The sequence below is a fragment of the Fischerella sp. JS2 genome (assembly GCF_032393985.1).
GTDB lineage: Bacteria > Cyanobacteriota > Cyanobacteriia > Cyanobacteriales > Nostocaceae > Fischerella.
Genome location: NZ_CP135918.1, coordinates 2,069,129 through 2,095,988 on the forward strand (window position 1 = coordinate 2,069,129; position 26,860 = coordinate 2,095,988).

Here is a 26,860-nt window from a genome sequence, read left to right on the forward strand (position 1 = left end):
CAAATGTGAACAGTGTAGTTCACTGGCAACAACGAGTAGGTAATCAAAGAGACTGGGTATGGCGGGGCTGGCAAACTCGCTATACCTATATTCGTCCTATCCAAAACCACCCCAACACAACCCCTCTGATTTTATTGCATGGGTTTGGTGCTTCTATTGGACATTGGCGACACAATTTAGAAGTATTAGGAGAACTGCATACAGTCTATGCTCTAGACATGCTGGGTTTTGGTGCTTCCGAAAAAGCTTGTGTGAATTATAGTATCCAACTTTGGGTTGAACAGGTGTATGACTTTTGGAAAACATTTATCCGCCAGCCTGTAATCTTAGTGGGTAATTCCCTCGGTTCGCTGGTTTCCTTAGCTACGGCTGCTACTTATCCAGACATGGTGCAGGGTGTAGTGATGATGAGTCTACCAGATCCATCTTTGGAGCAAGAAGCGATTCCTGCTTTTCTACATCCCGTCGTTGCCACAATTAAAAATATGGTGGCTTCGCCATTATTGATGAAACCTCTATTTTATTTTGTTCGCCGACCAAACATACTACGGCGCTGGGCTGCGATCGCCTACGCTAACCCAGAAGCTATTACTGATGAACTAGTAGAAATATTAGCAGGGCCTCCCCAAGATAGAGGTTCTGCCCGCGCTTTTAGTGCTTTGTTTAAAGCGACAATCAGCGCCAATTTTGGCATGAGTGTCAAGTCTATGCTGCCTAACTTAACAATTCCCATGCTGTTAATCTGGGGACAAAAAGATAAATTTGTTCCCCCAGCACTTGCCCGTGAATTTACCAAATATAATGAGAACTTACAATTGCTGAGTATAGAAAATGTCGGTCATTGTCCCCACGATGAAAATCCAGAGATTATTAACCAGGCTATTTTAGATTGGATTAATTCACTTAGCGATCGCCAATCCAAAGATAACTCTCTAATAGATACAACTTCAGCCCAAAAGTGTTGATGTATTCAGTTTGTAGTTAGCGCTTCAGCGCTCAAGCATAACATCCTAAAAGCGCTAAAGCACTGACTATAAACTAGCCAATCGTAACTTGACTTGTGTCAACAGCCGCCGCACCATTGACGCTTCGCGCCACAGAAACCATTTTGTTGAGAATATCTTGGCTAGGAACTTTACCCTTTAACACAACAGTACTGCCAGTTTGAGCAACCCAAAGGGTATCGATGTCATCTAATTGGTTATCTTGATCAAATGCAAGTGCTACACGCTTTGCTAAACCACTTTGATCGTATTCTCCGTTCAATCCTATCCGTTCTGGAGCAATTTGCTGAGTAGCAGCAGGTGCAGCTGGCTGTTGTTGTACTGCTTGGGGAGCAGGATTCACTTGAGCATTTTGTGGTTTTTCTAATCCAAAAAGTCTTTTTAACCAACCCATAACTTTGTCTCCTATAGGGTTACTAACTATCTGCAATATAAAAACCAAAACATATAATTTACATCTATCTATGTTCTGATATTGAGTTAAAAAGATTTCTACCTTTGGATGAAAAATTGTTATCTTTATGTCTTTGTGCCTTAGTAATGAAAATTTTTAAACTACTGCTATGTATTCATATATCGAAATATAGCTGCAATGTTATGCGCGTCATCTATGCCACGATGATGTGTGCCTTGTAATTCTATCCCCAAATGTTCCAGAGCCTGTGCCATGCCAAATTTTTGGGACACACCACAATATTCGGAAAATTCTTTTTTGATATTTCTATGCTCAGAACTAAAAGGGTAGGGGACATTATGGAATTTACAATCCCTGATAAATTGGTTTTTATCGTAATCTCCCCAAGAACAGAAAGTATGATTGGGGAATGAATATATCCATTCTTTAAATTCATAAATTACTTCTGGAAATTTAGGAGCAGCATCAACATCTTGCTGGCGAATCGTAGTTAATTCTGTACAAAATTTCGTGAGTTGCGGATTTCTTACAGGTTTTATAAACTTCTGATATTCCGACTCAAGTTGCCATGTTGAATCATTCAACATGACTGCACCAATTTCGATGAGTTCCATTTCATGTCTGGGAATACTATTGTCGTGAGAGCAAGTAGCCTCTACATCAACAATGAGAAAATATTTAATCATGTTTTATGTTCATTTAGGTGAGTAATAAACTATCCAATCATTGCTCTGCAAGCGTTTGAGTGGTGACGCTTTACCATGAAAGCTTGTATAAAACCACCTATCACTCCATTTTGGACATGATCCTTAGAAGCGACTACAACCCAGTATTTAGAGTTTTCCAACTTTGGAAAAAATTAACTATATATAATAATCGTGATTACTATTTTGAGATGAGAGAATTTGCAAAATTTTTTGATGAGTATATTTGACAATAGGCTAAAAATGTGTATTAAAGTTAGATGAAAAAGGTTGAATCCAACCTCGTTGCATAGCTACATCAAGAGCGATCGCTGCAATTTTAAACCACAATACACCCTCCAAAGTCAAAATAACAAAGGGTAGCACATCACCACTACAAGCAAATCCAACATCTATCTGAGCTAATCCTCTAACAAAACCGAAAGCTAACACTCCTCCATTTTTGAGTTGCAGGTTTTGATCTTGACGAATGATATATCGATAAGTAACGCCAAACAGCAAACCTGAAAAAGTTGCGATTGCAGCACTCACCAAAAACTGTAAATTGAGGAGTTCAACTCCCAGGCTGCCAAGTGCAGGAAAATACTTTGCTAAAACTAGGCTGTCAATCAACGAAGTGATCCCGAAAGCTGAGAGTAGACACAAAGCTGCTAGAGTTCCCGCTTTTAAGGATTCTAGGCGTTCTGCCATCAGATTATCTGAAGTATTGTTCATGCACAGACGAGGTGTGGGGGGCAGTGGGGAGTGTGGGGAGTAGAATAATAACCAGCCATTAACCACTAACTACTAATGTACAGACGCGAGGAACATCGCGTCTGTACCCACCAACCACTAACAACCAACAATCAACCACCAACCAATTCCCAGTATCATAAATATTGGAGTAGTTTTGTAAATGAACTTAAGAAGTACAACTATGGAGATTTTGACATTAGGATGGGTTTCACTGCTGGTTGTTTTCACTTGGTCAATTGCAATGGTAGTTTGGGGTCGTAACGGATTGTAGAGGTGTCGTGGAAAGTCCACTCTTAAATATTTTGGCTTTGGTTGCTCTGGTGCTACTGGTAGTAGTCACTGGAGGAGTTGGTTATCTGACGCTGGCTGATTGGCGCGATCGCCGTCTTCAAGAACAAGAAAAACGCGAACTCCGACGCACCAATCCTAAGCGGCGATGAAATTCTACAAATAGAGACGCTTCAACAGTTATCAGTTATCAGTTATCAGATTTATCTTTGTTTACTGATAACTTATGACTGATTAAAATGGAGCGTCTCTACAAATTCTGTGTGTTTCAGGAAAAAATTATTGCTTTTGATAGTAATCCCAAACTAATGCAATCAGCACTGCTAAACCAGTAATTGCCAAAGCATGAAAAGGGTTTTGTCCTTGACTAACAGCAAAAGATGTAACTACACCAGCACCTAAGGCAGCGGTAACAGCAGCAGTAACCAAACCAGATTGGGAATTGCGATTATACATATTGATCTTTGAGAGTGAATAGTTTGAATTCAAGGCACTATATCTCCCTCAAAATAACATTCAGTTTTTTTAAGATTGACCTTTTGGTAAATATCGCAATTAAGCTTTACTTTTGCTTACAAAGTAAATAAAATTAACATAAAAAAGAATTTTTGTCTTCTAAAAAAGTGCTATTTCTCCCTATTGTTATTCTGTTTCTTCTGCTATTTAAGTATCATCTTGTTCGTCAATTTTCTGGACATTGCCTGATTTTACCCAACCTTCTTGCTCTCCATTTTCTAAACGAATTTTTTGCCAATCTTTGTCACTACTTTCTTCTAAAACTATCACTTTTTGATTAAAAGCAACTCCTCCAGTGCGTTCGGAATCTGCTGTTGGTTCTTTTCGCAAGCGTAAGCCTTGCTTCCAGGTCACACGTGCTTTATACGCTCCTGGTGGTAGTGATTGTGCTGATTCCTCTGGCTTGGGGCTTTTTTGGGGAGTTGGTGAAGATTCTTCTAAAGATACTTGATTGGTTTTTGATGTTTGAGATTTGGGTGCTTGTGCTTTTACCACAGGGTTGTCATTGGCGTAAATTGGTTTCGGTGGGGGTGCAGAAACTCGGTTCATAAAATACAGCGCCATAGCAAATCCACCACCGATTAAAATTGCCATTGCTAATATAAACCCGAATATATACTTTAATATTTGAGTCACCATAATTTAAAACTTCGCTATAAGTAAATTTATTTTTCGTGATGGGTGTTAGCAGTTAGTGGATAGTGGTTAGTGTAACTACCCACCCACTAACTACTAACCAATCCATAATTCGCTATTTTAGCTGGCGTTGGATGCGATCGCTTAAAGGACTGTGTTTTGATGCTAAACGCGCCCTTCCAGCTGCTGCCCATTCTTGGAGTTGTTGAATTTGTTCGGTGGCGGTGCGGGCTAAGGGTATGATTTGACTGGCGGCTTCTAAAATGTCATCGGTAGTGAAGTCGCGATTTTGGCTAAAACCGATGTGCATAGCTTCGATTAAAGTTTGTTCAATTTCTGCACCAGAAAAATCAGGTGTTTCATACGCTAACCTGTCGACGTCATAACTTTTAATGTTATGGGCGCGTAGTCTTGATAAATGCACATTGAAAATAGCTTTTCTTTCTTCCTGGGTAGGTAAACCGACAAAGAAAATTTCATCAAAGCGCCCTTTTCGTAGCATCTCTGGTGGTAAAGCTTGGATGTCGTTAGCGGTAGAAACCACAAACACGGGTGAAGTTTTCTCAGCTAACCAGGTAATAAATGTACCAAAAACACGACTTGTTGTTCCCGCATCTCCTTTGCTACCAAGTCCTGAGAAGGCTTTATCTATCTCGTCTATCCACAATACACAGGGGGCGAGGGCTTCGGCTACTTGAATCATTTGACGTGTGCGGGATTCTGATTCGCCTACTAAACCCGCAAATAATCGTCCTACATCTAATCGCAGTAGGGGTAAGTGCCAATGATGAGCGATCGCTTTCGCTGTTAATGATTTACCAGTTCCCTGGATACCCACTAACAGTAAACCGCGTGGGTGCGGTAATCCGTACTGTCTCGCCCGTTCGGTAAATGCGCCTCCCCGACGGAGTAACCAATCTTTGAGGTTATCCAATCCGCCGATGTCAGAAATTTGTTCAGTAGCGGGGATAAAATCGAGAATCTGGGTTTGGCGGATAGTTTGGCGTTTTTCTTCTAGCACCAGATCCACATCTTCTGGTTGCAATTCACCATGAGTTGCGATCGCTCTTGCCAACACCCGACGTATTCTTTCCATTGATAGCCCTTGACAAGAGCGCACCAAATCATCTAAGAATCTGCTGGAGGGAGAATGACCAGTAGCAATTAATAACCGTTCTACTTCTGAGCGAATTTCGGTGGCGTTAGGTAAAGGAAACTCCACAACAGTCAACACTTCTGTTAAATCATCAGGAATCGCAATTCTCGGCGACAACAGAACAATATTTTTTGGTTGAGACTTGAGGAGTTTAGCTAAATTGCGGAGTTTACGAGCAATTGCCACATCATCTAAAAAGCGATGATAGTCCCGCAGTATAAATACTCCTGGTGCAGTCGTGGGAATTTTTTCGATAAATTCTAAAGCTTGCAAAGGATTACGTCTCCCAAACCCTTCATCGTTAGGGTTTCCCTGATAGCCATCCACAAAATCCCAAGTATACACTGGGCGGTTTCCCTGATTTGTTGCTTCTTCCCGGATCGCGGCTTCTAAGCGTTCTTCCTCATAAGTAGGAATATAGATCAGGGGATAGCGGGCGCGCAGCAGCAGTTTGAACTCTTCACGGAAGCTCATAATATTTATGATCTTATTAACGAGTTGTTATTTTACGTAGTTCTTTATTTCATTTTTCAGGTTTGTACTGCTCTTCACAACTGTTTTATCTTTTTTCTCTGGAAAAGCGAATACAGCAAAAGCGTAGTCAGCAATTCAGTACTTACGGAAGAAAGGTAGAGGACAGGAGGCAGGAGGCAGAAGGAACAAAATACATTTTTGCCACTCCAGACTCACACACCACTAGATCACATGGTGCGTTAAGCGCTCATATAATGTTTTTCGTGAAAAAATAGATCAAAATACGCGCCTAACACACCTTACTGAACTTTTCTCGACTTCTGCAACAAGTGGCTCTATTCCACCTTCAGGTGATATAGAGCCTTCCAAAAACTATTCCCAGCCAGAGACTGGGAACGAAGAAATAGCCAAATGACCAATGACAAATGATAAATAACTAAGATGGAAGTTGCTTTTTCAAAGCCTCCAAAGAAGCCCAGCGACGATCTACAGTGTGAGTAGAGGCTGGATCGTGACTTGGTTGAATTCCTGGACAATTCGTGTCACAAAGTTGGCGCTGAGGAATTTCCAAGCAGACTTGTTCATATAGCCATTCACCAGGATCAAAATATCCGTGGGGTGACAAAGTTTCTACTAAATCTTCCACAGCTATTTCCCGTTCTAAAGGCAAAGAAACTTCTTGCTCTACGGTTTCGTCTAACCAAATTATTTCGGAGGTATCAACCATAAGGCGATGATTGTAATTTTGCAAGCAGCGGTTGCAGGTACAAGTAATGATAGTTTCTGCTTGACCAGATACCTCTAAATAATTGCCGCAATGTTGCACACGAACACGGCCACGAACTGGTGTTAAGGTATCCAAACCAGACAGGAACTCTTTAACCTGAATCTCCTCTGTCCGCTCCGGTGCTTTGGTTAGCTGCGGAATATAAATTGCGTCCATAGGAATTGTGAGACATTCTCACGACAAATGGTCTATATATATCAGCTATTTTGCCGATAATATTTCTTTATTTTAACTTTTTTGGGTTGTTAGTTGTTAGTTGTTAGTTGTTTGTTGTTAGTTGTTTGGAACCATCAACAATCAACCATCAACTATCAACAATTTCACTATTCAGGCAATGCCAGGCGTACAACTAAATTACGATGGGGTTCCTTACCCCGGCTGAAAGTTTCTAAATCACTAAACTCTTTTAAAAAGGTATGGACTTGGCGACGTTCAGCCGAACTGAGGGATTTAATTTCCACTTCTGTTGCTGTGGCCCGGACTTGTTGGGCAGCAGCTTCAGCGATCGCTCGAATTTCTGCTTGTCTGTTGACACGATAGCCGTTCAATTCCACCGTGTATGAGGCTTGTTCCTCATGAGGTTGATTTAAGTTGAGAGTAGAATTTGCCAGATACTGAATAGCATCTAGCACTACACCATCAGGCCCAATCAAAACCTGCATTTGTTCTGGTGTCAAATTTGTATGATCAATAGTCAACCAGTAATTATCTGGTTCTTGAGAATCACCCTCAGCGATCGCAGCTACTTCTAAATCACCTTTAATTTCAGTATTTATCCCAGTAAGTTGCAGCAGTGTTTTTAACCACTGCTGTCCTCTTGCCATCCGAGAATCGGTCATCATCAACCTGTAGCCTTTTTCTTGGAACTCTTTGGTTCAACTTTCTTAGAACTTTTTGGTTCATTAGAACTCTTTGGTTCATTAGAACTCTTGGGTTCAACTTTCTTAGAACTTTTTGGCTCAAATGGCAATGTTTTTTGTTGTGCTTCCGCCTGCTTTTCTTGAGTGTCTACAATTTTTTGTAATTCCTCTGGTAGAGGTTCACGAGAAAGGATGTAAGTTTGTAGAGTTTGGAAAATATTACCAATCACCATATACATCAACACCCCAGCCGGCAAGGGGAAGAACAAAAACATCCCAGAAAAGATTACGGGAGTGATTTTGTTAACTGTATCCTGTTGTGGATTGCCACCACTAGAATTTTGTCCGGAAAGAACTTGGCTGACGTAAAGGGTAACGCCAAACAACACTACCATTGTGACAATATCCCAATGAATAGTGCCATCAGGATCAATTGCCCCGACTCTGCCCAAAGCATCAATAAACAAAAATCCTTTGTCTGCTGCTAATCCTGGAATTGTTCCAGTTATAGTAACGTCTCCTGGCTGGAGGGCTTCAATATTGCCTTCAGCATCAATTTTGATTCTGTCTTCCCCTTTTGTAATTTTCCATTGGGGAACTAACTTAGTATCTGGGTGTTCTGCCAATACTTCCTGAAATGGCTTCCCGTCAACAGTTTGATATTGAATCTTGGTATGTTCTCCTACTGCTAATTTGTTACCTCCTGGTAAAATCGCAGTTACCTTAACATGTTCCCCATCCGCAACATAAATGTTTTGGGGGGCAGTGAGAAAAGCTTGGGGTTGAATTCTTTCGATTTGTTCGGCAGGAAAGATTTGTAAGTTAACAGTGTAGTTAACACTGGCAAAAGGCGAACCCCGCAAAGTTGCAAATAGCGCTAGTAACACTGGCATTTGCAACAGTAATGGTAAACATCCAGCTAAAGGATTACCAAATTCCTTTTGGACATTCATCATTTCTTCTTGCTGCTTTTGCGGATCGTCTTTATAACGTTCCTTGATTTCTTGCATCCGCTTTTGCATCAAAGGTTGGACGATTCGCATCCTTCGCATATTGCGAATTGAGCCAGCACTTAGAGGGTATAGTGCAAAACGAATAATCAACGTCAAAGCAACGATCGCCAATCCATAACTTGGCACAATGCTATAGAACAAGTCTATGATTGGCAACATGACGTTGTTGGAAAAAAACCCGATACCAAAATCCATTATTCTGAATTCAACCTGAGGTAATGTAAATTAACTAGCGATTTTAGGTTTGATTGTTTGTTGTTTGTTGTTTGGAAGAATTATTGACAACCAACCAGCAACTACCAACCATCAACAATCAACCAGCAACTACCAACCAGAATTTAAAAATCGGCTGACTGAATATAATTTATCGAAATCAGGATCTGTCTGCGACTGTAATTCAACTACGGATAGCCGCACATTTATTGAAGATGGGGAGGTGGGGAGTTGGGGAGATACTTTTACCCCATTACCCCATCACCCCATCACTTCTTCGCAGCAGCATTAAAATTGGGATTTTTGGCGGTAACGCGTTCAGTAATGTAATCATAAACTTCGCGGAACTTAGGAACAGCCCGCAGTTCCAGGCGACTACCATCTCTAAGTGTCAATACCATATCTCCCCATAAGCCAATTCCACGGGGAACTTTGACGATTTTGACAATTTCTGAGTAGATAACGTCACTGCGATCGCGTCCCATCCAACCCCCAGTGACAGAAACTCGGCGATCAGTAATCCGAAAACGCAGCCATAATGCTCTAACAATCGCTCCTACCGTTAGTGGTATACCCACAATCGTTAAGCCAATTAGTATGTTTATTATTAAATCCCCAATGTGGGGGCCGCCTTCAAAATAAACTTCTTCACGAATGCCCATTTAATACCTCAGCTTGTGCCAACAACTGCTCTAATTCTTGCAGAAATTGTTGGGTTACGCACTTAGATTCTGCCGCCGCTGGTTTTACAACTACCACTAGCCGCCATCCTGGGGACAATTGGGGCAACAATTGATGTAAAGCTGCCGATACTTGTCGCTTGAGGCGGTTACGAACTACTGACCGTTTACTGACTTTAGTGCTAATCGAAATACCAATTTTGATTGGGGAAAGTACCGAGTTTGTTGATTTTACGTTATCGTGGGCAGTATCAAGAGAAGGTTTTTTCATGGATGAAGGTCGTAAGGCTCTCAAAGTCATATAAGAACCATGGCGACGAGTACCTTCCCGGAAAACTGCCTGAAAATCTTTTCGGGATTTTAGCCGATTTGCTTTGGGCAAAGCCACAACTGTTGTCTAAGTTTCCTTACCCTATACGCTTAGGCGATAACGTCCTTTTTTTCTTCTGGCTCGAATTACATTCCTACCATCTGGTGTTTGCATCCTGGCACGAAAACCAGATGTTCTCTTCCTCTTCCGGTTTGTTCCCTCTAAAGTTCTCCGCATACTTTATATCCTCTTCAGCAATTTTTTATAAAAAGCCACAATCTATAATTTTATCACTTTTTAGCCAAAAAAAGTTATTAGTCATTAGTCATTTGTCGTTAACTAATGTACAGATGCACTTTTGTGCAATTCTACCAACTACTAACCAGTAACCAGTAACCAATGACCAATGACCACTGACTAACTAACACTAAGAATCCAAGTTCCCATGTAACTACGCAACGCAGCTGCATCACCAGGGCTAACAGTATAGCAGTTGAAATAATAAATGCCTCCGAAAGCTGGATTCCTGACATTAGAAAGCACTATTTCTACACCGGTACCTGCTGGCACAGGTTCTTGGGGATAAATCATAATCACACCATTTTCTCTATCCCATTTTGCTTCTGTCAGTGGTACTTTTTTGTCTTTTACCCGTACCTCGATCTTGTTAGGATCAAATTTTCCCTTGTAATAGTTGGGATAGCTGACAACAAATTCCGAAGCAGCGACTTTCATTTTTTTGGCAGGGATTCTTAAACGATACCTATCCCAAGCATTAGTTTGTCCACCAAAATCCAATCGGAAAGGCAGTTGATTTTCACTTTTAACGCCACTGAACAGCGTAAACCCTGGCAAACTCTGCGCCCAGCTTACGGCTGGGAGGCTTGTCAGTAAAAAGCCAGTCAGCGCTAAGGCAGAAAATAAACGTCGCATAGTCAAGCTCCTGTGGCAGAAATAAATGTGTTGTTTCAGTAACTGGAAGTAAAGGTTCGTAACTAAACTTTACTACTGACTTTATTAATGTTAGACGTCAAAAACTCAACAAAAGTGCCATCCTGTCTACCACTATGTAAATTTTGACGAAAAACTTGGTATTTTCTTTGACATAAAGTCCACTTATGAGTTAGTGAACAGTGTAGGGGTAGAAAGTTCTCATAATTACTAACTTTTTGATAGTTTTACTGGAGATAAAACACCCTGAAAATTGAGTTGTATTTCTAAATATGTACAAGTTTATCTAAAATTAAGATTTTTGTTATAAAAATTAAGCGACTTGAACAGGCGATCGCGAGCAAACTTAAGCTAGATTGGTGGCAGTAAGCATTACTCACAGCAGCAAAAATTCTAAAAACTAGGGGAATTAGTTGGTGAGAAATTAATCGATATTGCACTATGTAAACAAGACACAACAAAATTTTGCAAACCCTAAAAGAATTTGAAGACATAGATGTAAATTCTGGGGATCAGCATAGGATGTGCAATAAATAACCTATAAATGCAAGTATATGTATTGCAACATCCATGAGCGGCACAGTTAGGCTTTGTCTAAGTAGGTAGAGTGGGAAAGCGTAGGAATCAATAACAGGAAAAGCCAATAGCTGATAGCCCCACCTGTAGACCAGGAGTGCGTCGAAATACTCATTGGAAAAATTTCACAGCTTGCACCAGAAATAAGTATTTAATCTCAAGGAGATTACATGAGAATAGCAGTTGCTAAAGAAATCGAAGTGTGTGAACGTCGTGTGGCATTAGTTCCCGACATCGTAGCGCGGTTAGTTAAACAAGGTTTAGAGATTTGGGTAGAAGCTGGTGCGGGTGAACGAGCGTTCTTTAATGATGCTGCCTACGAAGCCGCCGGAGCAACAATAATTGCCGATAGTAATAGATTATGGTCAGAAGCAGACATTCTCCTCAAAGTCAGCCCACCACAAGAGCGAGAAGACGGGCGTTCTGAAGTAGATTTACTCAAAGAAGGATCTGTATTGATTAGCTTCCTCAATCCTTTAGGGAATCCAGTCATAGCCCAAAAACTAGCAGCACGCAAAGTTACAGCCCTGAGTATAGAGATGATTCCCCGTACCACAAGAGCGCAAAGTATGGATGCTTTATCATCACAAGCATCAATCGCAGGTTACAAAGCCGTCCTTATCGCCGCTGCCGCACTGCCAAAATACTTCCCCATGCTGACAACTGCTGCTGGTACGATCGCCCCCGCCAAAATATTTGTTATGGGTGCTGGCGTTGCAGGTTTACAAGCGATCGCCACCGCTAGACGCCTGGGAGCAGTGGTAGAAGCTTTTGATATTCGCCCCGCAGTTAAAGAAGAAGTGCAAAGCCTGGGAGCAAAATTTGTAGAAATCAAATTGGATGAAGAAACAACCGCCGTCGGTGGTTACGCCAAAGAAATTTCTGAAGCCAGCAAAAAGCGCACTCAAGAAGTAGTCACAGAACACATCAAAAATGCCGATGTCGTTATTACTACAGCTCAAGTTCCTGGTAAAAAAGCACCTCTTCTTGTCACAGAAGATATGGTAAAGCAAATGAAACCAGGTTCAGTAATTGTAGACATCGCCGCCGAACAAGGTGGGAACTGCGCCTGTACTGATCCCGGTAGAGACATTGTTGCCCACGGCGTTACTATTATCGGCCCGATTAATCTACCATCATCGCTCCCAGTCCATGCTAGCCAGTTGTATGCCAAGAACTTAACATCTTTAATGCAACTGCTGATTAAAGATAAAGCTGTAGAAGTTAACTTTACCGATGACATTATAGACGCAGCTTGCATTACCCACGCTGGTGAAATTCGCTCCACACGAATTAAAGAGGCGTTGCAAACCATAACTTCAGCAGTGAGTTAGAAGGGATCGGGGATTGGGGGAGGAACCCCCTGCGTAATAGTCGCTGTCTCACCGCTTGCGCATCTACACACTCCCCCACCTCTTCCCATCATCCCCCAATCCTCAGTCCCCGATCCCCAATACCTAAGGATTTTTTCAACATGACAGAAGCATTAATTGCAGCTTTGTTCGTATTCGTTTTGGCATCGTTTACCGGATTTGAAGTGATCAACAAAGTACCGCCTACTTTGCATACGCCCTTGATGTCAGGCTCAAACGCGATTTCTGGTATTGCCGTATTAGGGGCAATTGTAGCTTCCGGTGCTAGAGAGTGGAATATCTCAGTTATTCTCGGTTTGCTTGCTGTGGTACTAGCAACCATCAACGTAGTGGGTGGTTTCCTAGTCACAGATCGAATGTTGCAGATGTTTAAAAAGAAGGCAAGTTAGTGGTTAGTAGATAGTGGTTAATAGTTAACAACCAACTACTAACTGCTAACTACTAACTGCTAACTACTAACTATTCACAATTACCGTGCTTATCCTATGACTGATTTTCTTCCAACTGGCATTCAGCTAGCGTATTTAGTCGCTGCATCTTTATTTATTCTGGGATTGAAAAAACTGGGTTCACCCGCCACAGCACGACAAGGTAATGTGATTGCGGCTGTGGGAATGCTGTTGGCAATTGTCGCAACGCTGCTAGATCAGCATGTGTTGAACTACGAGATGATTTTGTTGGGATTGGCAATTGGATCGGTACTAGGTGCGATCGCAGCCTATAAAGTCCAGATGACGGAAATGCCCCAAATGGTAGGTTTACTCAACGGTTTGGGTGGCGCTGCTTCTGCTTTGGTTGCCGTTGCTGAGTTTTGGCGGTTGTTGCAACACGCTGAAACAGTACCCTTAGATGCCAATATTTCCATGTTGTTGGATGTGTTAATTGGTGGCGTCACCTTTACAGGTAGTATGCTGGCATTTGCCAAATTACAAGGAATTATTAGCGGTTCCCCAATTACATTTCCCTTGCAGCAACCATTTAACGCCTTGTTATTGGGTTCTTATGTCGTAGGCAGTGGTTTTTTAATTATGGAACCACATAACCTACCCGTATTTTTGGGAATTGTCGCAGTTTCTTTAGTCTTGGGCGTGATGTTTGTCATCCCCATTGGCGGTGGCGATATGCCAGTAGTCATTTCGCTATTGAACTCATTTTCTGGTTTAGCTGCGGCGGCGGCTGGTTTTGTGGTGATGAACAACATGCTAATCATTGCTGGTGCATTGGTGGGAGCATCTGGTATCATCCTCACCGAAATTATGTGTAAAGCGATGAATCGTTCTTTGATCAGCGTACTGTTTGATGCTTTTGGCAGCAGTGGTGGTACAAGTGCAGGTGCAGCTAGTGGTGGTACAACCGATCAAACTGTCCGCAGCATTGATCCAGAAGAAGGCGCAATGATGCTGGGTTATGCTCGTTCTGTAGTGATTGTTCCCGGTTACGGAATGGCGGTAGCCCAAGCACAGCATAGTGTGCGTGAATTGGCAGATCAACTAGAACGCATGGGTGTTGATGTTAAGTATGCCATTCACCCCGTAGCTGGCAGAATGCCAGGACACATGAACGTATTGCTAGCAGAAGCGAACGTTCCCTATGAACAACTACATGATATGGATGATATCAATCCCCAGTTTGAACAAACAGATGTAGCACTGGTAATTGGGGCAAATGATGTGGTAAATCCAGCTGCACGCAGTGACAGCAACAGCCCAATTTACGGAATGCCAATTTTGGAAGTAGATCGGGCGAAGCACACGATTGTAATTAAGCGTGGGATGAGTGCAGGTTTTGCTGGCGTAGATAATGAGTTGTTCTACAAAGATAAAACCACGATGCTTTTTGGTAGTGCCAAAGACATGGTGGCGAAGTTGGTTTCTGAGGTGAAGCAACTGTAAGGTTTAACCCCACCCCTAACCCTTGCTTTGATCAGGGGAGGCGACTGGATTTGTTGTTTCCCGCAGAACTTCGGGGGGATTAAGGGGGGTAGATCCAACTTGTGTGTACACGGTAGCCCCTTAGTAAGGGGACGATTGGGGCGGGGTTTTGAGGATTCATGCAAGAGGTCTAACAACTAATAACTTTATTGCGATCGCAATTTTGAGTACTCTCTGGGCAGACACTCAATGCTATAAACAAGGTGAAACCCACAACTATTAGCCTCTAGTCCAGAAATACGCCATGTGTCAACTGCTAGGAATGAATTGCAATACTCCCACAGATATTTGCTTTTCTTTTGAAGGCTTTGCGGCACGGGGGGGAAAAACTGATGATCACCGTGATGGTTGGGGTATTGCTTTTTTTGAGGGTAAAGGATGTCGAATGTTTATCGATGCTAAACCCTCAATTAGTTCTCCCATTGCAGAGTTGGTGCGATGCTATCCAATTCATTCTACCCATGTGATAGCCCATATCCGCAAAGCTACACAAGGTGAAATTGCCCTAGAAAACTGCCATCCCTTTCGTCGGGAATTGTGGGGGCGGTATTGGGTATTTGCCCACAATGGTGATCTACCAGAATTTCATCCTACGGGCATGCAATATTATCAGCCTGTAGGAAATACTGACAGTGAAAAAGCTTTTTGTTTGATTTTAGAAACAATACGTGAAACTTTTCCTCAAGGAAGACCTTCTCTGGAAAAATTATATCCTGTCCTGAGAAAAATTACTTATAAAATTTCGGAAATAGGTATTTTTAATTACTTGTTGTCAGATGGAGAATACTTTTTTAGTCACTGTTCCACCAAACTTTGCTACATAATCAGACAAGCACCCTTTGCTGCTGCCCACTTGATAGATCAAGACTTGACAGTAGATTTTAGCGAGTTAACTAAACCAAGCGATCGCGTCGCCGTTATTGCCACTACACCCCTTACAGACAACGAAGTCTGGACAATCATCAAACCAGGTGAATTACTAGCATTTCAAGATGGATTGCCTTTGCAGTTAGCTTAATCAAACACATATTTTTCTGCCACTTTCCAGTAACGAGAAAAGCGCTTCAGGTCTATATAACCGTCATAATCAAAAAATGGTTCTACCTCAAAAACTTCCAAATCTACAGAAGGTTCTATTTGATCACAAATATTTTCAAAGCGGGGACTAGGACTTTCTGCTGTCGCTACTTTGGTGGCATTATTTTCTTTGGCAAAAGCTAAAATTTCTTGTGCTACATCGCCACGCCTGATGATTACAGGTAACTCTAGCAAGCATTCGTAAATAAAAGCGATGCGTTTGAGGCTAAGTTGCCATTCCTCTATTAATGCATCATCCCAAACCCAGATAGCAGGTGCATCTGGATATTCTTGCAATGCGGGGTTATGTGGACTCAGGCAGTCTCCGTGTACCCAGATCACAGTTTTCATAAACACAATTAAAACAATAAGAGGCTATTTATTATTAAAGTAAATCTAAAAGCGAGTAGATAAAGAGTAATCGCAAAAAGAAAATACCTCATATATAGTGTTTTTACTTAGTCTATTATGTATATACTGTATCGTTAAGTTCGCTCAAAATTAGGTAAATCAACAAAATCAAAAGTGATCGCCACAGACAGCCAGATGGAAATGTAATAATTTTTTATATTTTCTGAGTCATGCCTCAAAATTAGCGATCGCTGAGTTTGCTGGTGAATTTGCAACTACCTATTTTTTGGCTACCAAAATCAGCAATGATGTTGTGAGAATTAAATTTCTATATCAGCAAAGGGAACAGATAAGCTTCACTAAAATTTTCACAATAGCCCCCATGAACTGCGTACACCAGCACGCATGAAAATACCTTTTCCTTTCCTTGTGCCTTCTCACAAAAGGATAAAATTTTCCATTTTATTTACTTAAGTATTTCTCAAGCATAAAAGAGTATTAATACTCTTCTACCACAAGTTCTTTTTGATGAAAACCATATAGATTAGGAAAAAATGTTTTTGTATATTGTAACTATTTTAATTAAAAAATAACATAAAAACAAAAATTTTATATTTATTCAAGTATTTTAAAGATATATGGATAAAATAAGAAAAATAAACTCAAATAAAGCTTAATTCTTTTACTAGCGGCATAAATCATTTTTTTATCCCCTTTATTTTCAGTTTTTTTTAGACAATAATGACACTCGAAGACTTCACACATCGCTTTTGCACGCGGTGCTGCAAGTGTTTGAGCCAAAATTTTTATAAAAAAACCATTAGAGGCAAAAACAGTGAAATTAGCAGTTTACGGAAAAGGCGGTATCGGTAAATCTACAACTAGCTGTAATATTTCCGTCGCTTTGGCCAAACGCGGCAAGAAAGTTTTGCAAATTGGCTGCGACCCCAAACACGACAGTACCTTCACCCTTACCGGCTTTTTGATTCCGACGATTATTGATACTTTGCAAGAAAAGGATTACCACTACGAAGATATTTGGCCGGAAGATGTGATCTACAAAGGCTATGGTGGGGTAGATTGCGTGGAAGCAGGTGGTCCGCCCGCAGGTGCTGGATGTGGCGGTTACGTAGTTGGTGAGACAGTAAAATTACTGAAAGAACTCAACGCTTTTGATGAGTACGATGTGATTTTATTTGACGTTCTCGGTGACGTTGTTTGTGGAGGTTTTGCCGCACCTCTGAATTACGCAGACTATTGCATAATTGTTACCGATAACGGCTTTGATGCCTTATTTGCTGCTAACCGCATTGCTGCTTCCGTACGAGAAAAAGCTCGTACTCATCCACTGCGTCTAGCTGGGTTGATTGGCAATCGCACATCTAAACGTGACTTGATCGATAAATACGTAGAAGCTGTACCGATGCCAGTTTTAGAAGTTCTGCCTTTGATTGAAGATATCCGTGTTTCCCGTGTCAAGGGCAAGACTTTGTTTGAAATGGCAGATGTAGACCCTTCTTTGAACTACGTTTGCGATTATTACTTAAACATCGCTGACCAACTTTTGGCACTACCAGAAGGTGTTGTTCCCAAAGATGCCCAAGATAGGGAATTATTCTCTTTATTATCCGATTTTTACTTAAATCCGAATAAACCACAGGTTCCTAATCCGGAAGAAGAATTAGACTTGATGATTGTATAAATCATTTAGATCTCAGGATAGGAATATGGCCTTCTTTTATAGTTTTACAGATTCACTGAAGCAAAAATGGTTGCAATTTTTTCAAGTCAATCGCGACTGGATTAAGTTGCACATGGAGGTAGAATCAGTCTATACGCCTGATGGCGGCAAGCGACCACCATCTTACCTCATCCTGGGAGTGGCTAACGCCCTCGAACCGAAGCTAGCACAGTTGATGCTACCTTTTTCTAAATTGAATCCTGATGCAGATACCTTGGTTGAGGTGCTGGATTTAAATTTTGATCCTGATATTGCTCTTGGAAACCGTGTTATTCCCAAACCAGAGGAATCGCCACAAGAAGACGAATCAGCGATTGTCATGGAAGAAATATCCCATGATCAAACCTTGACAAGTCAACAGACAAATGATCTGGAGAACAATGCGATCGCCCATGATGTGGAAATGGGTTACGACCATGAAGAAACACTCATGGTTCCCGATAGCATGGTGCGGGATGAACTCAGAGCTATGTCAACGGAACATCTCAATAGCTCCAATGAGAATTTATCATCCCAAGGTCACAACTTTCACAACGAGTCGCAGCAATCATCTCAATCAGATGCAGCAGATGAATTTGGCGATATTTCCTTTGATGCCATGAAGGAAGCAGACAGCACAATCTCCGCCACAGCTGCGCCTGAAGAAAACAAGTTTGCTGATGTGTTGTCGGATGTTTGGAGTACTGAGACAAGTTCTCTCAAGAGTGAATCAAATACAGATTTTTTTGGGGAAGAACTATCAAATAACGGTTTTGATGACTCGGAAATTGCCCGTCTCTTCCCCAACACGTAAATACACAGTTAGGAGTTTGTCATTTGTCAATTGTCCTTTGTCATTTGTATTCACGAATGACATATGACAAATGACCCTTAACTCTTAACTTAAAAATTTAAGGGGAGAATACATCAAAATGACTCTTGCTCAACCAGAAGCTTTAAATTTCGAGTGTGAAACTGGAAATTACCATACCTTTTGCCCTATTAGCTGTGTAGCTTGGTTGTACCAAAAAATTGAAGATAGCTTCTTTTTGGTAATTGGTACAAAAACTTGTGGCTACTTCCTGCAAAATGCGATGGGGGTAATGATTTTTGCAGAACCCCGTTACGCAATGGCAGAGTTAGAAGAAGGCGATATTTCCGCACAACTGAATGATTATGACGAATTAAAGCGCTTGTGCTTGCAGATAAAACGCGATCGCAACCCCAGCGTGATTGTCTGGATTGGCACTTGCACTACCGAAATCATCAAAATGGATTTAGAAGGTTTGGCTCCCAAGCTGGAAGCTGAAATCGGTATCCCCATTGTTGTTGCCCGTGCTAATGGTTTAGACTACGCTTTCACCCAAGGAGAAGACACAGTCCTAGCTGCAATGGCTATACGTTGCCCAGATAAAGCCCCTGTAGTAGAAGCAGAGAAAAACGAGCGCAACGCTATTCAAAAACTCCTCACCTTTGGTAAGAAGAAAGAAGAAGTTGCCCAAGAAGAGTCTGAGTACGTAAATCACCCACCACTAGTACTATTTGGTTCACTCCCCGATCCTGTAGTTACTCAGCTGACTCTAGAACTGAAAAAGCAAGGTATTAAAGTTTCTGGCTGGCTACCTGCCAAGCGTTTTACAGAACTACCTGTAATAGAAGAAGGGTATTATGTTGCTGGTGTCAACCCCTTCCTCAGCCGCACCGCTACAACTCTCATGCGGCGGCGCAAATGCAAACTCATCGGCGCACCCTTCCCCATCGGTCCAGATGGAACTCGTGCTTGGATTGAGAAAATTTGCTCGGTTTTTGGTATTACCCCCCAAGGTTTAGACGAACGAGAAGCCCAAATTTGGGAAGGTTTAGAAGAATACGTCAAAATAATTCGTGGTAAGTCTGTATTCTTTATGGGTGACAATTTATTGGAAGTCTCCCTTGCCCGCTTCTTAGTACGCTGCGGGATGACGGTGCATGAAATAGGCATTCCTTACATGGACAAGCGCTACCAAGCTGCTGAATTAGCCTTGCTGGAGAAGACTTGTAAGGAAATGGGCGTACCTATGCCTAAGATTGTTGAGAAACCAGACAACTACAATCAAGTCCAACGAATTTACGAGTTGCAGCCTGAGTTGGTAATTACTGGTATGGCTCACGCTAACCCCCTAGAAGCACGTGGGATTAACACCAAATGGTCTGTAGAGTTTACATTTGCTCAAATTCACGGTTTTACCAACGCCCGTGACATCCTTGAGTTGGTAACTCGTCCCCTCCGTCGTAATAACAGCCTCAAAGATTTAGGTTGGGACAAATTGGTGAAGGAAGAAGCCAAAGTTTAACAGTGATGAAGCAGTTATCGGTTATCAATTTCAAAACTTGATAACTCTTTGCACTGATAGATAAAGTAGAAGGCAAATGGAGCGATCGCAATTAAGCGATCGCTTTTTATGGTGCTGTAAATCTGAAAAACGCAGGAACCAGGGAACTATTAACAATAAGTTGGATTTACCCCCCTTAATCTCCCCGGAAGATTGGGGGAAAACAAGAGATTCAGTTCTCTCACCGCGTGCGCTTAGGGTTAGGGTGGGGTAAAACCAGGATTCATTTGCAAGAGGTCTATTATTGCTACTCTGTACTCTGGTTGCATGTAGGCTTGACAAATAATAGATTCCAGATATTTTGTAGATGTAAACAATATATTGAAAAATCAAAACAGAACCAATCGAATATTAGGTAGGAGCTAACTCAATTCATAAGTTTTGATATATAAATATTTAAGAATAACAAACTATATTTAGTATATTAAAATTTTGATTTTTACATAATTCAACTAATAACCACTTGTTAGTAATCGGTATGTAATGATTAATTTGTATTATTTTTAAAGTAAATTTAAAGAGCATTTTAAATTTATGAAATATGCTCACGTCTTACAACATAGCAAAGAAGATTGTGGCGCAGCTTGTCTTGCTTCAATTACAAAATATTATGGACGTAACTTTACTCTCAATCACATTCGTGAAGTCGTAGGTACTGGACAATTTGGAACAACTTTATTAGGACTAAAGCGAGGTGCTGAAAGACTTGGTTTTAATGCCCGTCCTGTTAAAACTTCACCAGAAATTTTATACCGAATTAATGAAGCACCCCTACCAGCAATCATTCATTGGAAAGGTCATCACTGGGTAGTTTTATATGGTAAGAAAGGTAAAAAATGTGTAGTTGCCGATCCTGCTGTAGGGCTGCGATATCTATCTCTACAAGATTTAGCAGAGGGTTGGGCAGATTGGTTAATGCTGTTGCTAGAGCCAGATCCAATCAGGTTTTATGCCCAAGAGAATGATCGCATCGGTAGTTTTTGGGGTTTCTTTAAGCGCATCTGGAATTTTCGGGCGATTCTAGCTCAAGCATTACCTCTTAATTTTCTGTTGGGATTGCTATCTTTAGCTTCTCCTTTTCTGTTACAAATTCTTACTGATGATGTGCTAGTTAGGGGCGATACAAAACTCCTCACTACTATGGCGATCGCTGTAGTAGTCATGAATGTTATTTCTAGTAGTTTATCTTGGGTACAGTCTAACTTAATTGCTCACTTTGCCCAACGCCTGCAATTGGGGCTAGTTCTAGAATTTGGGCGTCAAATTTTGCAATTACCACTCTCTTACTATGAAACTCATCGAAGTGGAGAAATCGTCAGTCGCCTACAAGATATTCACCAAATTAATCAGTTAGTATCTCAAATTGTTGTTATTCTACCTAATAAGTTTTTTGTTGCCATAATTTCTTTGGAATTTATGGCTTTTTATAGCCACAAACTGACGATTTTAGCTCTCTTTGTTTCCATATTAATGGTCATATCTACAGTGATATTTCAGCCCACTTTGCAGCAAAAAACTCGTGAATTTTTAGTTACAGAAGCTGAAGCCCAAGGTATTTTAGTAGAAACATTTAAAGGTGCTATTACTCTTAAAACTACTACAGCATTACCGCAACTTTTGGATGAATTACAAAATCGATTTAGGCGAATTGCTACCCTAAAATTAAGCACATTGCAAATTGGTATTAATAATAATATATTCTCTAATTTAGTTTCTGGAGTTGGTAGCGTTGTTCTGCTTTGGTTTGGTGGAAATTTAGTGATTAATCCAGATGAAAATTTTAGTATTGGGCAACTACTTGCATTTTACTCGATGAATGGTAATTTCCTCAGTTTAATTGCTACTTTAATCACTTTCGTAGATGAATTTACTAGAGCAAAAACCGCCACACAGCGCCTTGCAGAAGTGATAGATACTACTCCAGAAAATCAAGAAGACGGGAAAAAGCAGTTCGCTACAATTTCTGGAGAAGCTGACATTACTTGTAGTAATATCAGCTTTTACTACGCAGGTCAGGTGGAACTGCTAGAAGATTTTTCCTTAACAATTCCTGGTGGAAAAGTTATCGCTATTATTGGTAAATCTGGTTGTGGTAAAAGCACCCTAGCTAAAATAATTGCGGGTCTATATCCAATTCAATCTGGCAATATCCGCCTAGGAATTTATAATCTAGAAGACCTCTGTTTGGATTGTCTTCGTCAACAGATAATTTTAGTTCCCCAAGATGCTCAATTGTGGAGTCGCTCTATTATTGAAAATTTTCATTTAGGAATGCCTTACCTTACATTTGAGCAGATTGTGAAAGCTTGTCAAATTACAGAAGCAGATGAGTTTATTAGCAAACTTCCTAACAAGTATCAAACTATTTTAGGTGAGTTTGGAGCAAATATTTCTGGTGGACAACGCCAACGCTTAGCAATAGCAAGAGCCATTGTTACAGATCCACCAGTGTTAATTTTAGATGAATCTACTAGTGGACTCGATCCAGTGAGTGAAGCGCAAGTTTTAGATCGGTTACTGAAGCATCGTCATGGTAAAACCACGATTTTGATTAGCCACCGTCCCCAGGTAATTAATCGTGCTGACTGGATTGTATTGCTAGATCAAGGCAAGTTAAAAACTCAAGGTTCTCTAGTACAATTGCGTTGTCAATCTGGGGAGCATTTGAAATTTTTAATTCCTTAATTATTCACACTTATTCAGGGAATTATGCTCTACACCCACAATCAAAAACTTCTGCCATCAATTCAAAGTGAAGATTTTCTTCCCCCTGTTAGTCGCTGGACATCCTTAGTAGGAATTTTTTTGATCGGGAGTATTGTCGCTAGTATTAGTCTCTGTTCATGGATTAAATACAATGTAACGGTAAAAGCTAATGCCTTTGTGCGTCCTACAGGAGAAAATAGGCTAGTACAATCGAAAATTGAAGGGACTGTTAAAAGTATTTTGGTTAAAGAAAATCAATTTGTCAAACAGGGAGAGGCGATCGCTAATCTGGAAAATCAACAATTGCAAATCAAAAATAGCCAGCTGCAAAGTAATATCCAACAGGATAAGTTACAAATCATGCAAATTAATGCTCAGATTAAAGCTTTAGATGAACAGATGCTTGCTGAAGCAAGAGTTGCACAGGAGACAGTAGCTTCTGCTAAAGCTGATTTGGAGCGTAATCAATGGGAATATCAACATCGGCAAATTACCACCAACAGCGAATTGCTTGCAGCTCAAGCAAGTTTACAAAAAGCTAAAGCAGACTTGCAAAAGTCTCAAGCTGATTTAATTTTTGCAGAGATGGATCGTGATCGCTATCAGCAATTAGCAGAAATTGGTGCAACTGGAAACCGGGAATTTGAACAGAAAAAGCTAGTTGTGAAGCAAACTAAAGCCATGCTTGAAGCTGAAAAAAAAGCTGTTGAGATCGCCCAAGCACAAGTGCAATCAGCTAAAGCTGCTGTTAATCCTACCACTGCTACAGTAGCGATCGCTCAAGCGCGCATTATCCAAGAAACTGCTAGAGGTAAAGCAACTATCGCTGCTTTAGAAAAAGAAAAACAAGCCTTAATTCAGCGTCGAATTGCAATCCAAAAACAACTCGCACAATCTCAACAAGAACTCCAGCAAGTTGCCAATCAACTGCAAGATACTACAGTGCGTGCAACTAGTGATGGTATTATCTTCAAGCTCAATTTGCGAAACCCTGGTCAAGTGCTGCAAGCTAGCGAGGCGATCGCTGAAATCGCTCCGAATAATGCTCCTGTTGTCATTAAAGCAACCATTCCCACTCAAGAGATCAAAAATGTCGCCGTTGGTCAAAAAGTACAATTACGAATTGATGCTTGTCCTTATCCTGATTATGGGACTCTCAAAGGTGTTGTTGTCGCTGTTTCTCCAGACGTAATTACACCTACAAACAACAATTCTGCTAGCTATTTTGAAGTGACGATTCACCCCCAAAGCCTGAAATTTGGAAATAGTGAACGCCGATGTCATATTCAATCAGGGATGCAGGCGAAAGCTGACATTATTTCTAGAGAAGAGACTATCCTGCAATTTATGTTGAGAACAGCCAGGTTAGTTACTGATTTATAAGTATTTTTCACCATAAAGCTGAGGACACATACGTAGCTTGGGTTAGGGAGGGGTTTCATAATTATTCATGTGTTGGATTATTTTTCAAATTGGTATTACTGTTAATATCGATTTTTTCATTAATTTATATTATTGTTATTATATTGCTAATTTTATAGTTTGTTATTGCATGAAAGTAGCATTTAAATTTACAAAAAAATAATTTTATAGAATTATTGATTTAGAAAACAATTTTACTTTGAGGTAAAAATGCAAGAAGTAAAGCAAAATTTAAATACTCAAACAACACAAAAAGTTACTGAAAGTATCCAGCTTTTTGAAGAATTGACAGATAGCGAGATAGAAAAAGTATGTGGAGGTGTTACTGAATTATCACTTGACGAATATAAAGCTGATTTCAAATTTGCAAAAGTTGAGTTTAAAGCAGAATTTCTAACATTGAAAATCTGAAATACTTACTAGATAAGTAAAACACTCATGCTTAAATGTTTTGAATATTTAAGCATACTAATATTTAATTGTTGCTTGGTTTTTCGCCAGAGAAGTTTCTTCTACTGGCGTTTTTTTATTAGATTATTTACACTTCAGTTGCCAACCAAGCCCGTAGCACTTCTGCCACTGTCCAAGCCTGAGCAATACAACCCCGTGCCGTCATGGGAGGATTACCATCAAAGATTTCGCTGAGACTACCAAGACCGTGAGCGTACAGGTGATTGGCCATTGGCTCCAAAAATTGTCGCGCTTGAGCAGGGTCTTTGTAAACTCGCAGATGTGCCTGTACAAAGGGGCCAATTAACCATCCCCATACTGTCCCTTGATGATAAGCACTATCTCGTTGCAACTGATCACCTCCATAATGCCCTCTATATTGCGAATGATCACTTGCAAGTGATCGCAATCCGTGGGAAGTTAGCAAATTCTGGGCGCAAGCGTCAACTACACCTTTTTGTTGACTTGAGTTCAGAGGACTTTCAGGTAAAGAAACAGCAAAAATTTGGTTGGGGCGTAAGGACGGGTCATCACCATCAGGCCCATCGAGGACATCGTAACAGTAACCTGTTTCTTGATTCCAGAAGCGCGAGAATCTGACCAAAGCCCGTTCAGCGATCGCCTCATACTCTCGGTGAGGTTTACCAATATGGCGAGCAAAGTTAGCCATTGTCCGTAAGGCATTGTACCAGAGGGCATTAACTTCAATCGATTTGCCAGTCCGAGGCGTGACTACCCAGTCCCCTATTTTGGCATCCATCCAAGTCAGCTGCACTCCCACTTCCCCACCGTAAAGCAGCCCATCTGCTGCATCTAGATGGATATTGTAGCGAGTACCACGACAGTGCCAGTCGATGATATCTGCCAGGATGGGAAATAGTTCTTCTAAAAGGTCATCATCTTCTGTAACGTTGTAGTAAGCCTGTAAAGCTTCAAAATACCAAAAAGTAGCATCAACGGTATTGTATTCTAGTATTTCCCCCGCATCTGGAAAGCGATTTGGCAGCATTCCCTGATTTACATATTTAGCAAAAGTGCGGAGAATAGAACGGGCAATTTCTGGACGACCAGTAGCAAGAGTCAGTCCTGGTAAGCTAATCATCGTATCCCGTCCCCAATCACTAAACCAGTGATAGCCTGCGAGAATCGTTTTGCCATGAATTTCATCTGACCAGGAACGATCCACAATAAATTGGTCAGCAGCCAAAACTAGATGATTCACCCAAGCTGGGGTTTCTTTGGCATGGGAAGGGCGGTTAGTTTTCCAAAGGCCTATTAACTTTTGTTCTTGCGTATGGCGGAGTCTGAGAGTTGTTTCGCCATGTAGATCTGGTTGCTTGTCTGTGCTAGCTACAAAGGTTAGAGATTCACCAGCATTGAGAGTTATTTGGAAAGTAGCAGCGTGTAAATGGTCTTCTTTGTCGCTCAATCCTCGATAGCGTTCTACTGCTAAATGAAATCCATAATACCAATTATGTGCAGGAACAGCGCTAGCATTGTCGCACAGTAAATAAAGCGGTACAGCAGTGGGAAAGGCTGTCACACAAATTCCTTGAGGAACTGGTTCAACACTCATTTGCCAGCCGTTGCTTTGGGTACTACCATGATAATCGCGGTAGTTGACTAATGCTTTCAGCGTTAGCTGTAACGGCATAGAAGCACGGCGTAAGACATATCGGACATAGGTAGTGTTAGCACCCTGCTGCATCCAAATTCGCTTTTCTAATAGTGCATCAGCACAGGCAAAATGCCACACAGGAATAGTGCCTTCCAAAGAAAAATGTTCTGTATGCAGGTAGCCGTTAGGACTGACAATTTCGTCAGCCCAACGATTTGTATGTAAAGGATAAGTGCGATCGCCATACACAGCAGTTTCATCCAGCTTTGCCAACATCAGGGTGCGACCCAAAGGTGGCTTTAAGGTTGCTACTAGTAACCCGTGGTAGCGACGGTTGAGCAAACCTGCTACTGTACCAGATGCGTATCCACCGATACCATTAGTTACTAACCACTCCCGTGATTCTGCTAAATCGAGAGTGCCACATACTTCCCTGCCAAATTCAATGCACATATCACCGCATACCTGTATGGAATCGCTATTTTGATTATCCGTCGTCATTTTTACATCAGACTGAGAACC

Annotated in this window: 30 protein-coding genes; 14 read left to right on the top strand and 16 right to left on the bottom strand. The window is 41.1% G+C overall.

Annotated features, from left to right (window positions below; translation table 11 throughout):
* Positions 1-5: 5 nt before the first annotated feature.
* The gene (locus RS893_RS08625) at positions 6-965 is read left to right on the top strand and encodes an alpha/beta fold hydrolase (protein WP_315790789.1); all 960 of its coding nucleotides are present in this window, start codon (positions 6-8) and stop codon (positions 963-965) included.
* 73 nt (positions 966-1,038) lie between these two features.
* On the opposite strand, the gene RS893_RS08630 is transcribed toward RS893_RS08625, so the two are convergent.
* The 3 genes from RS893_RS08630 to RS893_RS08640 form a co-directional block, all read right to left on the bottom strand.
* Complete coding sequence (locus RS893_RS08630; RefSeq protein WP_315790791.1) at positions 1,039-1,398, bottom strand: phospholipid-binding protein; 360 nt, start codon at positions 1,396-1,398, stop codon at positions 1,039-1,041.
* A 167-nt stretch (positions 1,399-1,565) separates the two neighbouring features.
* A complete protein-coding gene (locus tag RS893_RS08635; RefSeq protein ID WP_315790792.1) occupies positions 1,566-2,105 on the bottom strand; it encodes a 3'-5' exonuclease in 540 nt (179 codons plus the stop codon).
* A gap of 255 nt (positions 2,106-2,360) precedes the next feature.
* Positions 2,361-2,837: a hypothetical protein gene (locus RS893_RS08640; protein WP_315790794.1), complete on the bottom strand. Its 477-nt coding sequence runs from the start codon at positions 2,835-2,837 to the stop codon at positions 2,361-2,363.
* Positions 2,838-3,039: 202 nt separating this feature from the next.
* On the opposite strand from RS893_RS08640, the gene petN reads away from it, so the two are divergent.
* Together petN and RS893_RS08650 are read left to right on the top strand one after the other, a co-directional pair.
* Entirely contained in the window at positions 3,040-3,129 is a 90-nt protein-coding gene (petN, locus tag RS893_RS08645) for a cytochrome b6-f complex subunit PetN (protein WP_012408302.1), read from the top strand.
* A gap of 7 nt (positions 3,130-3,136) precedes the next feature.
* Positions 3,137-3,298 carry a hypothetical protein gene (locus tag RS893_RS08650; protein WP_016867943.1) on the top strand — a complete coding sequence of 54 codons (162 nt, stop codon included), beginning with the start codon at positions 3,137-3,139 and terminating at the stop codon, positions 3,296-3,298.
* A 127-nt stretch (positions 3,299-3,425) separates the two neighbouring features.
* Here the strand turns inward: RS893_RS08650 and RS893_RS08655 are convergent, their stop codons facing one another.
* The 6 genes from RS893_RS08655 to yidC form a co-directional block, all read right to left on the bottom strand.
* The gene (locus RS893_RS08655; protein ID WP_315790797.1) at positions 3,426-3,602 is read right to left on the bottom strand and encodes a hypothetical protein; all 177 of its coding nucleotides are present in this window, start codon (positions 3,600-3,602) and stop codon (positions 3,426-3,428) included.
* Between the two features lie 207 nt (positions 3,603-3,809).
* The gene (locus tag RS893_RS08660; protein ID WP_315790799.1) at positions 3,810-4,301 is read right to left on the bottom strand and encodes an SH3 domain-containing protein; all 492 of its coding nucleotides are present in this window, start codon (positions 4,299-4,301) and stop codon (positions 3,810-3,812) included.
* A gap of 112 nt (positions 4,302-4,413) precedes the next feature.
* A complete protein-coding gene (locus RS893_RS08665) occupies positions 4,414-5,928 on the bottom strand; it encodes an AAA family ATPase (RefSeq protein WP_315790801.1) in 1,515 nt (504 codons plus the stop codon).
* A 436-nt stretch (positions 5,929-6,364) separates the two neighbouring features.
* Positions 6,365-6,871, bottom strand: a complete 507-nt coding sequence (locus RS893_RS08670) for a YceD family protein (protein ID WP_315790803.1) — start codon at positions 6,869-6,871, stop codon at positions 6,365-6,367.
* A 167-nt stretch (positions 6,872-7,038) separates the two neighbouring features.
* Positions 7,039-7,557 (bottom strand): protein jag, encoded by a 519-nt coding sequence (locus RS893_RS08675; protein WP_315790804.1) that lies wholly within the window; start codon positions 7,555-7,557, stop codon positions 7,039-7,041.
* On the bottom strand, positions 7,557-8,783 hold the full coding sequence (yidC, locus tag RS893_RS08680) for a membrane protein insertase YidC (RefSeq protein WP_315790805.1): 1,227 nt from the start codon (positions 8,781-8,783) through the stop codon (positions 7,557-7,559). The genes RS893_RS08675 and yidC overlap by 1 nt, the downstream gene beginning before the upstream one ends.
* A 64-nt stretch (positions 8,784-8,847) precedes the next feature.
* Between yidC and RS893_RS08685 the strand changes: the two genes are divergently transcribed.
* Positions 8,848-9,093: a hypothetical protein gene (locus RS893_RS08685; protein ID WP_315790806.1), complete on the top strand. Its 246-nt coding sequence runs from the start codon at positions 8,848-8,850 to the stop codon at positions 9,091-9,093.
* Here the strand turns inward: RS893_RS08685 and RS893_RS08690 are convergent.
* The 4 genes from RS893_RS08690 to RS893_RS08705 form a co-directional block, all read right to left on the bottom strand.
* Positions 9,071-9,463 carry a PH domain-containing protein gene (locus tag RS893_RS08690; RefSeq protein ID WP_016867950.1) on the bottom strand — a complete coding sequence of 131 codons (393 nt, stop codon included), beginning with the start codon at positions 9,461-9,463 and terminating at the stop codon, positions 9,071-9,073. The two genes, RS893_RS08685 and RS893_RS08690, sit on opposite strands and share 23 nt — an antisense overlap.
* Positions 9,450-9,869 (bottom strand): ribonuclease P protein component, encoded by a 420-nt coding sequence (gene rnpA / locus RS893_RS08695; RefSeq protein ID WP_315790807.1) that lies wholly within the window; start codon positions 9,867-9,869, stop codon positions 9,450-9,452. Before rnpA ends, RS893_RS08690 begins: the two co-directional genes overlap by 14 nt.
* A gap of 24 nt (positions 9,870-9,893) precedes the next feature.
* On the bottom strand, positions 9,894-10,028 hold the full coding sequence (gene rpmH / locus RS893_RS08700; RefSeq protein WP_071588852.1) for a 50S ribosomal protein L34: 135 nt from the start codon (positions 10,026-10,028) through the stop codon (positions 9,894-9,896).
* Positions 10,029-10,208: 180 nt separating this feature from the next.
* Entirely contained in the window at positions 10,209-10,724 is a 516-nt protein-coding gene (locus tag RS893_RS08705) for a DUF2808 domain-containing protein (protein ID WP_315790808.1), read from the bottom strand.
* 764 nt (positions 10,725-11,488) lie between these two features.
* Here RS893_RS08705 and RS893_RS08710 point away from each other — a divergent pair.
* The 4 genes from RS893_RS08710 (at position 11,489) to RS893_RS08725 (ending at position 15,640) form a co-directional block, all read left to right on the top strand.
* Complete coding sequence (locus tag RS893_RS08710; protein ID WP_315790809.1) at positions 11,489-12,652, top strand: Re/Si-specific NAD(P)(+) transhydrogenase subunit alpha; 1,164 nt, start codon at positions 11,489-11,491, stop codon at positions 12,650-12,652.
* 140 nt (positions 12,653-12,792) lie between these two features.
* Positions 12,793-13,080 carry an NAD(P) transhydrogenase subunit alpha gene (locus RS893_RS08715; RefSeq protein ID WP_315790810.1) on the top strand — a complete coding sequence of 96 codons (288 nt, stop codon included), beginning with the start codon at positions 12,793-12,795 and terminating at the stop codon, positions 13,078-13,080.
* A 96-nt stretch (positions 13,081-13,176) separates the two neighbouring features.
* A complete protein-coding gene (locus RS893_RS08720; RefSeq protein WP_315790811.1) occupies positions 13,177-14,583 on the top strand; it encodes an NAD(P)(+) transhydrogenase (Re/Si-specific) subunit beta in 1,407 nt (468 codons plus the stop codon).
* A gap of 283 nt (positions 14,584-14,866) precedes the next feature.
* Positions 14,867-15,640 carry a class II glutamine amidotransferase gene (locus RS893_RS08725; protein WP_315790812.1) on the top strand — a complete coding sequence of 258 codons (774 nt, stop codon included), beginning with the start codon at positions 14,867-14,869 and terminating at the stop codon, positions 15,638-15,640.
* On the opposite strand, the gene RS893_RS08730 is transcribed toward RS893_RS08725, so the two are convergent.
* Positions 15,637-16,050, bottom strand: coding sequence for a hypothetical protein (locus RS893_RS08730; protein WP_315790813.1), 414 nt, complete (start codon positions 16,048-16,050; stop codon positions 15,637-15,639). The genes RS893_RS08725 and RS893_RS08730 overlap by 4 nt on opposite strands.
* A 134-nt stretch (positions 16,051-16,184) precedes the next feature.
* Positions 16,185-16,325, bottom strand: a complete 141-nt coding sequence (locus RS893_RS08735) for a hypothetical protein (RefSeq protein ID WP_315790814.1) — start codon at positions 16,323-16,325, stop codon at positions 16,185-16,187.
* A gap of 560 nt (positions 16,326-16,885) precedes the next feature.
* Here RS893_RS08735 and bchL point away from each other — a divergent pair.
* From bchL to RS893_RS08765, 6 genes are all read left to right on the top strand, one after another.
* A complete protein-coding gene (gene bchL / locus RS893_RS08740) occupies positions 16,886-17,752 on the top strand; it encodes a ferredoxin:protochlorophyllide reductase (ATP-dependent) iron-sulfur ATP-binding protein (RefSeq protein ID WP_016867078.1) in 867 nt (288 codons plus the stop codon).
* 25 nt (positions 17,753-17,777) lie between these two features.
* Positions 17,778-18,584, top strand: coding sequence for a DUF5331 domain-containing protein (locus tag RS893_RS08745; protein WP_315790815.1), 807 nt, complete (start codon positions 17,778-17,780; stop codon positions 18,582-18,584).
* A gap of 118 nt (positions 18,585-18,702) precedes the next feature.
* A complete protein-coding gene (locus tag RS893_RS08750; protein ID WP_315790816.1) occupies positions 18,703-20,103 on the top strand; it encodes a ferredoxin:protochlorophyllide reductase (ATP-dependent) subunit N in 1,401 nt (466 codons plus the stop codon).
* A 573-nt stretch (positions 20,104-20,676) separates the two neighbouring features.
* Positions 20,677-22,827: a peptidase domain-containing ABC transporter gene (locus RS893_RS08755; protein WP_315790817.1), complete on the top strand. Its 2,151-nt coding sequence runs from the start codon at positions 20,677-20,679 to the stop codon at positions 22,825-22,827.
* A gap of 24 nt (positions 22,828-22,851) precedes the next feature.
* On the top strand, positions 22,852-24,231 hold the full coding sequence (locus RS893_RS08760) for an HlyD family efflux transporter periplasmic adaptor subunit (protein WP_315790818.1): 1,380 nt from the start codon (positions 22,852-22,854) through the stop codon (positions 24,229-24,231).
* Positions 24,232-24,480: 249 nt separating this feature from the next.
* Positions 24,481-24,681: a hypothetical protein gene (locus RS893_RS08765; protein ID WP_315790819.1), complete on the top strand. Its 201-nt coding sequence runs from the start codon at positions 24,481-24,483 to the stop codon at positions 24,679-24,681.
* A gap of 127 nt (positions 24,682-24,808) precedes the next feature.
* Here RS893_RS08765 and RS893_RS08770 read toward each other — a convergent pair whose 3' ends face one another.
* Entirely contained in the window at positions 24,809-26,791 is a 1,983-nt protein-coding gene (locus RS893_RS08770; RefSeq protein WP_315791916.1) for an amylo-alpha-1,6-glucosidase, read from the bottom strand.
* Between the last annotated feature and the right edge of the window lie 69 nt (positions 26,792-26,860).

Excerpts from the sequence above, each read along its gene's own strand:
- RS893_RS08630 (WP_315790791.1), bottom strand. The coding sequence starts at position 1,398 with ATGGGTTGGTTAAAAAGACTTTTTGGATTAGAAAAACCACAAAATGCT.
- RS893_RS08635 (WP_315790792.1), bottom strand. The coding sequence starts at position 2,105 with ATGATTAAATATTTTCTCATTGTTGATGTAGAGGCTACTTGCTCTCAC.
- RS893_RS08640 (WP_315790794.1), bottom strand. The coding sequence starts at position 2,837 with ATGAACAATACTTCAGATAATCTGATGGCAGAACGCCTAGAATCCTTA.
- petN (WP_012408302.1), top strand. The coding sequence starts at position 3,040 with ATGGAGATTTTGACATTAGGATGGGTTTCACTGCTGGTTGTTTTCACT.
- RS893_RS08655 (WP_315790797.1), bottom strand. The coding sequence starts at position 3,602 with ATGTATAATCGCAATTCCCAATCTGGTTTGGTTACTGCTGCTGTTACC.
- RS893_RS08660 (WP_315790799.1), bottom strand. The coding sequence starts at position 4,301 with ATGGTGACTCAAATATTAAAGTATATATTCGGGTTTATATTAGCAATG.
- RS893_RS08665 (WP_315790801.1), bottom strand. The coding sequence starts at position 5,928 with ATGAGCTTCCGTGAAGAGTTCAAACTGCTGCTGCGCGCCCGCTATCCC.
- RS893_RS08670 (WP_315790803.1), bottom strand. The coding sequence starts at position 6,871 with ATGGACGCAATTTATATTCCGCAGCTAACCAAAGCACCGGAGCGGACA.
- RS893_RS08675 (WP_315790804.1), bottom strand. The coding sequence starts at position 7,557 with ATGATGACCGATTCTCGGATGGCAAGAGGACAGCAGTGGTTAAAAACA.
- yidC (WP_315790805.1), bottom strand. The coding sequence starts at position 8,783 with ATGGATTTTGGTATCGGGTTTTTTTCCAACAACGTCATGTTGCCAATC.
- RS893_RS08690 (WP_016867950.1), bottom strand. The coding sequence starts at position 9,463 with ATGGGCATTCGTGAAGAAGTTTATTTTGAAGGCGGCCCCCACATTGGG.
- rpmH (WP_071588852.1), bottom strand. The coding sequence starts at position 10,028 with ATGCGGAGAACTTTAGAGGGAACAAACCGGAAGAGGAAGAGAACATCT.
- RS893_RS08705 (WP_315790808.1), bottom strand. The coding sequence starts at position 10,724 with ATGCGACGTTTATTTTCTGCCTTAGCGCTGACTGGCTTTTTACTGACA.
- RS893_RS08710 (WP_315790809.1), top strand. The coding sequence starts at position 11,489 with ATGAGAATAGCAGTTGCTAAAGAAATCGAAGTGTGTGAACGTCGTGTG.
- RS893_RS08715 (WP_315790810.1), top strand. The coding sequence starts at position 12,793 with ATGACAGAAGCATTAATTGCAGCTTTGTTCGTATTCGTTTTGGCATCG.
- RS893_RS08720 (WP_315790811.1), top strand. The coding sequence starts at position 13,177 with ATGACTGATTTTCTTCCAACTGGCATTCAGCTAGCGTATTTAGTCGCT.
- RS893_RS08725 (WP_315790812.1), top strand. The coding sequence starts at position 14,867 with ATGTGTCAACTGCTAGGAATGAATTGCAATACTCCCACAGATATTTGC.
- RS893_RS08730 (WP_315790813.1), bottom strand. The coding sequence starts at position 16,050 with ATGAAAACTGTGATCTGGGTACACGGAGACTGCCTGAGTCCACATAAC.
- RS893_RS08745 (WP_315790815.1), top strand. The coding sequence starts at position 17,778 with ATGGCCTTCTTTTATAGTTTTACAGATTCACTGAAGCAAAAATGGTTG.
- RS893_RS08750 (WP_315790816.1), top strand. The coding sequence starts at position 18,703 with ATGACTCTTGCTCAACCAGAAGCTTTAAATTTCGAGTGTGAAACTGGA.
- RS893_RS08755 (WP_315790817.1), top strand. The coding sequence starts at position 20,677 with ATGAAATATGCTCACGTCTTACAACATAGCAAAGAAGATTGTGGCGCA.
- RS893_RS08760 (WP_315790818.1), top strand. The coding sequence starts at position 22,852 with ATGCTCTACACCCACAATCAAAAACTTCTGCCATCAATTCAAAGTGAA.
- RS893_RS08765 (WP_315790819.1), top strand. The coding sequence starts at position 24,481 with ATGCAAGAAGTAAAGCAAAATTTAAATACTCAAACAACACAAAAAGTT.
- RS893_RS08770 (WP_315791916.1), bottom strand. The coding sequence starts at position 26,791 with ATGTGCATTGAATTTGGCAGGGAAGTATGTGGCACTCTCGATTTAGCA.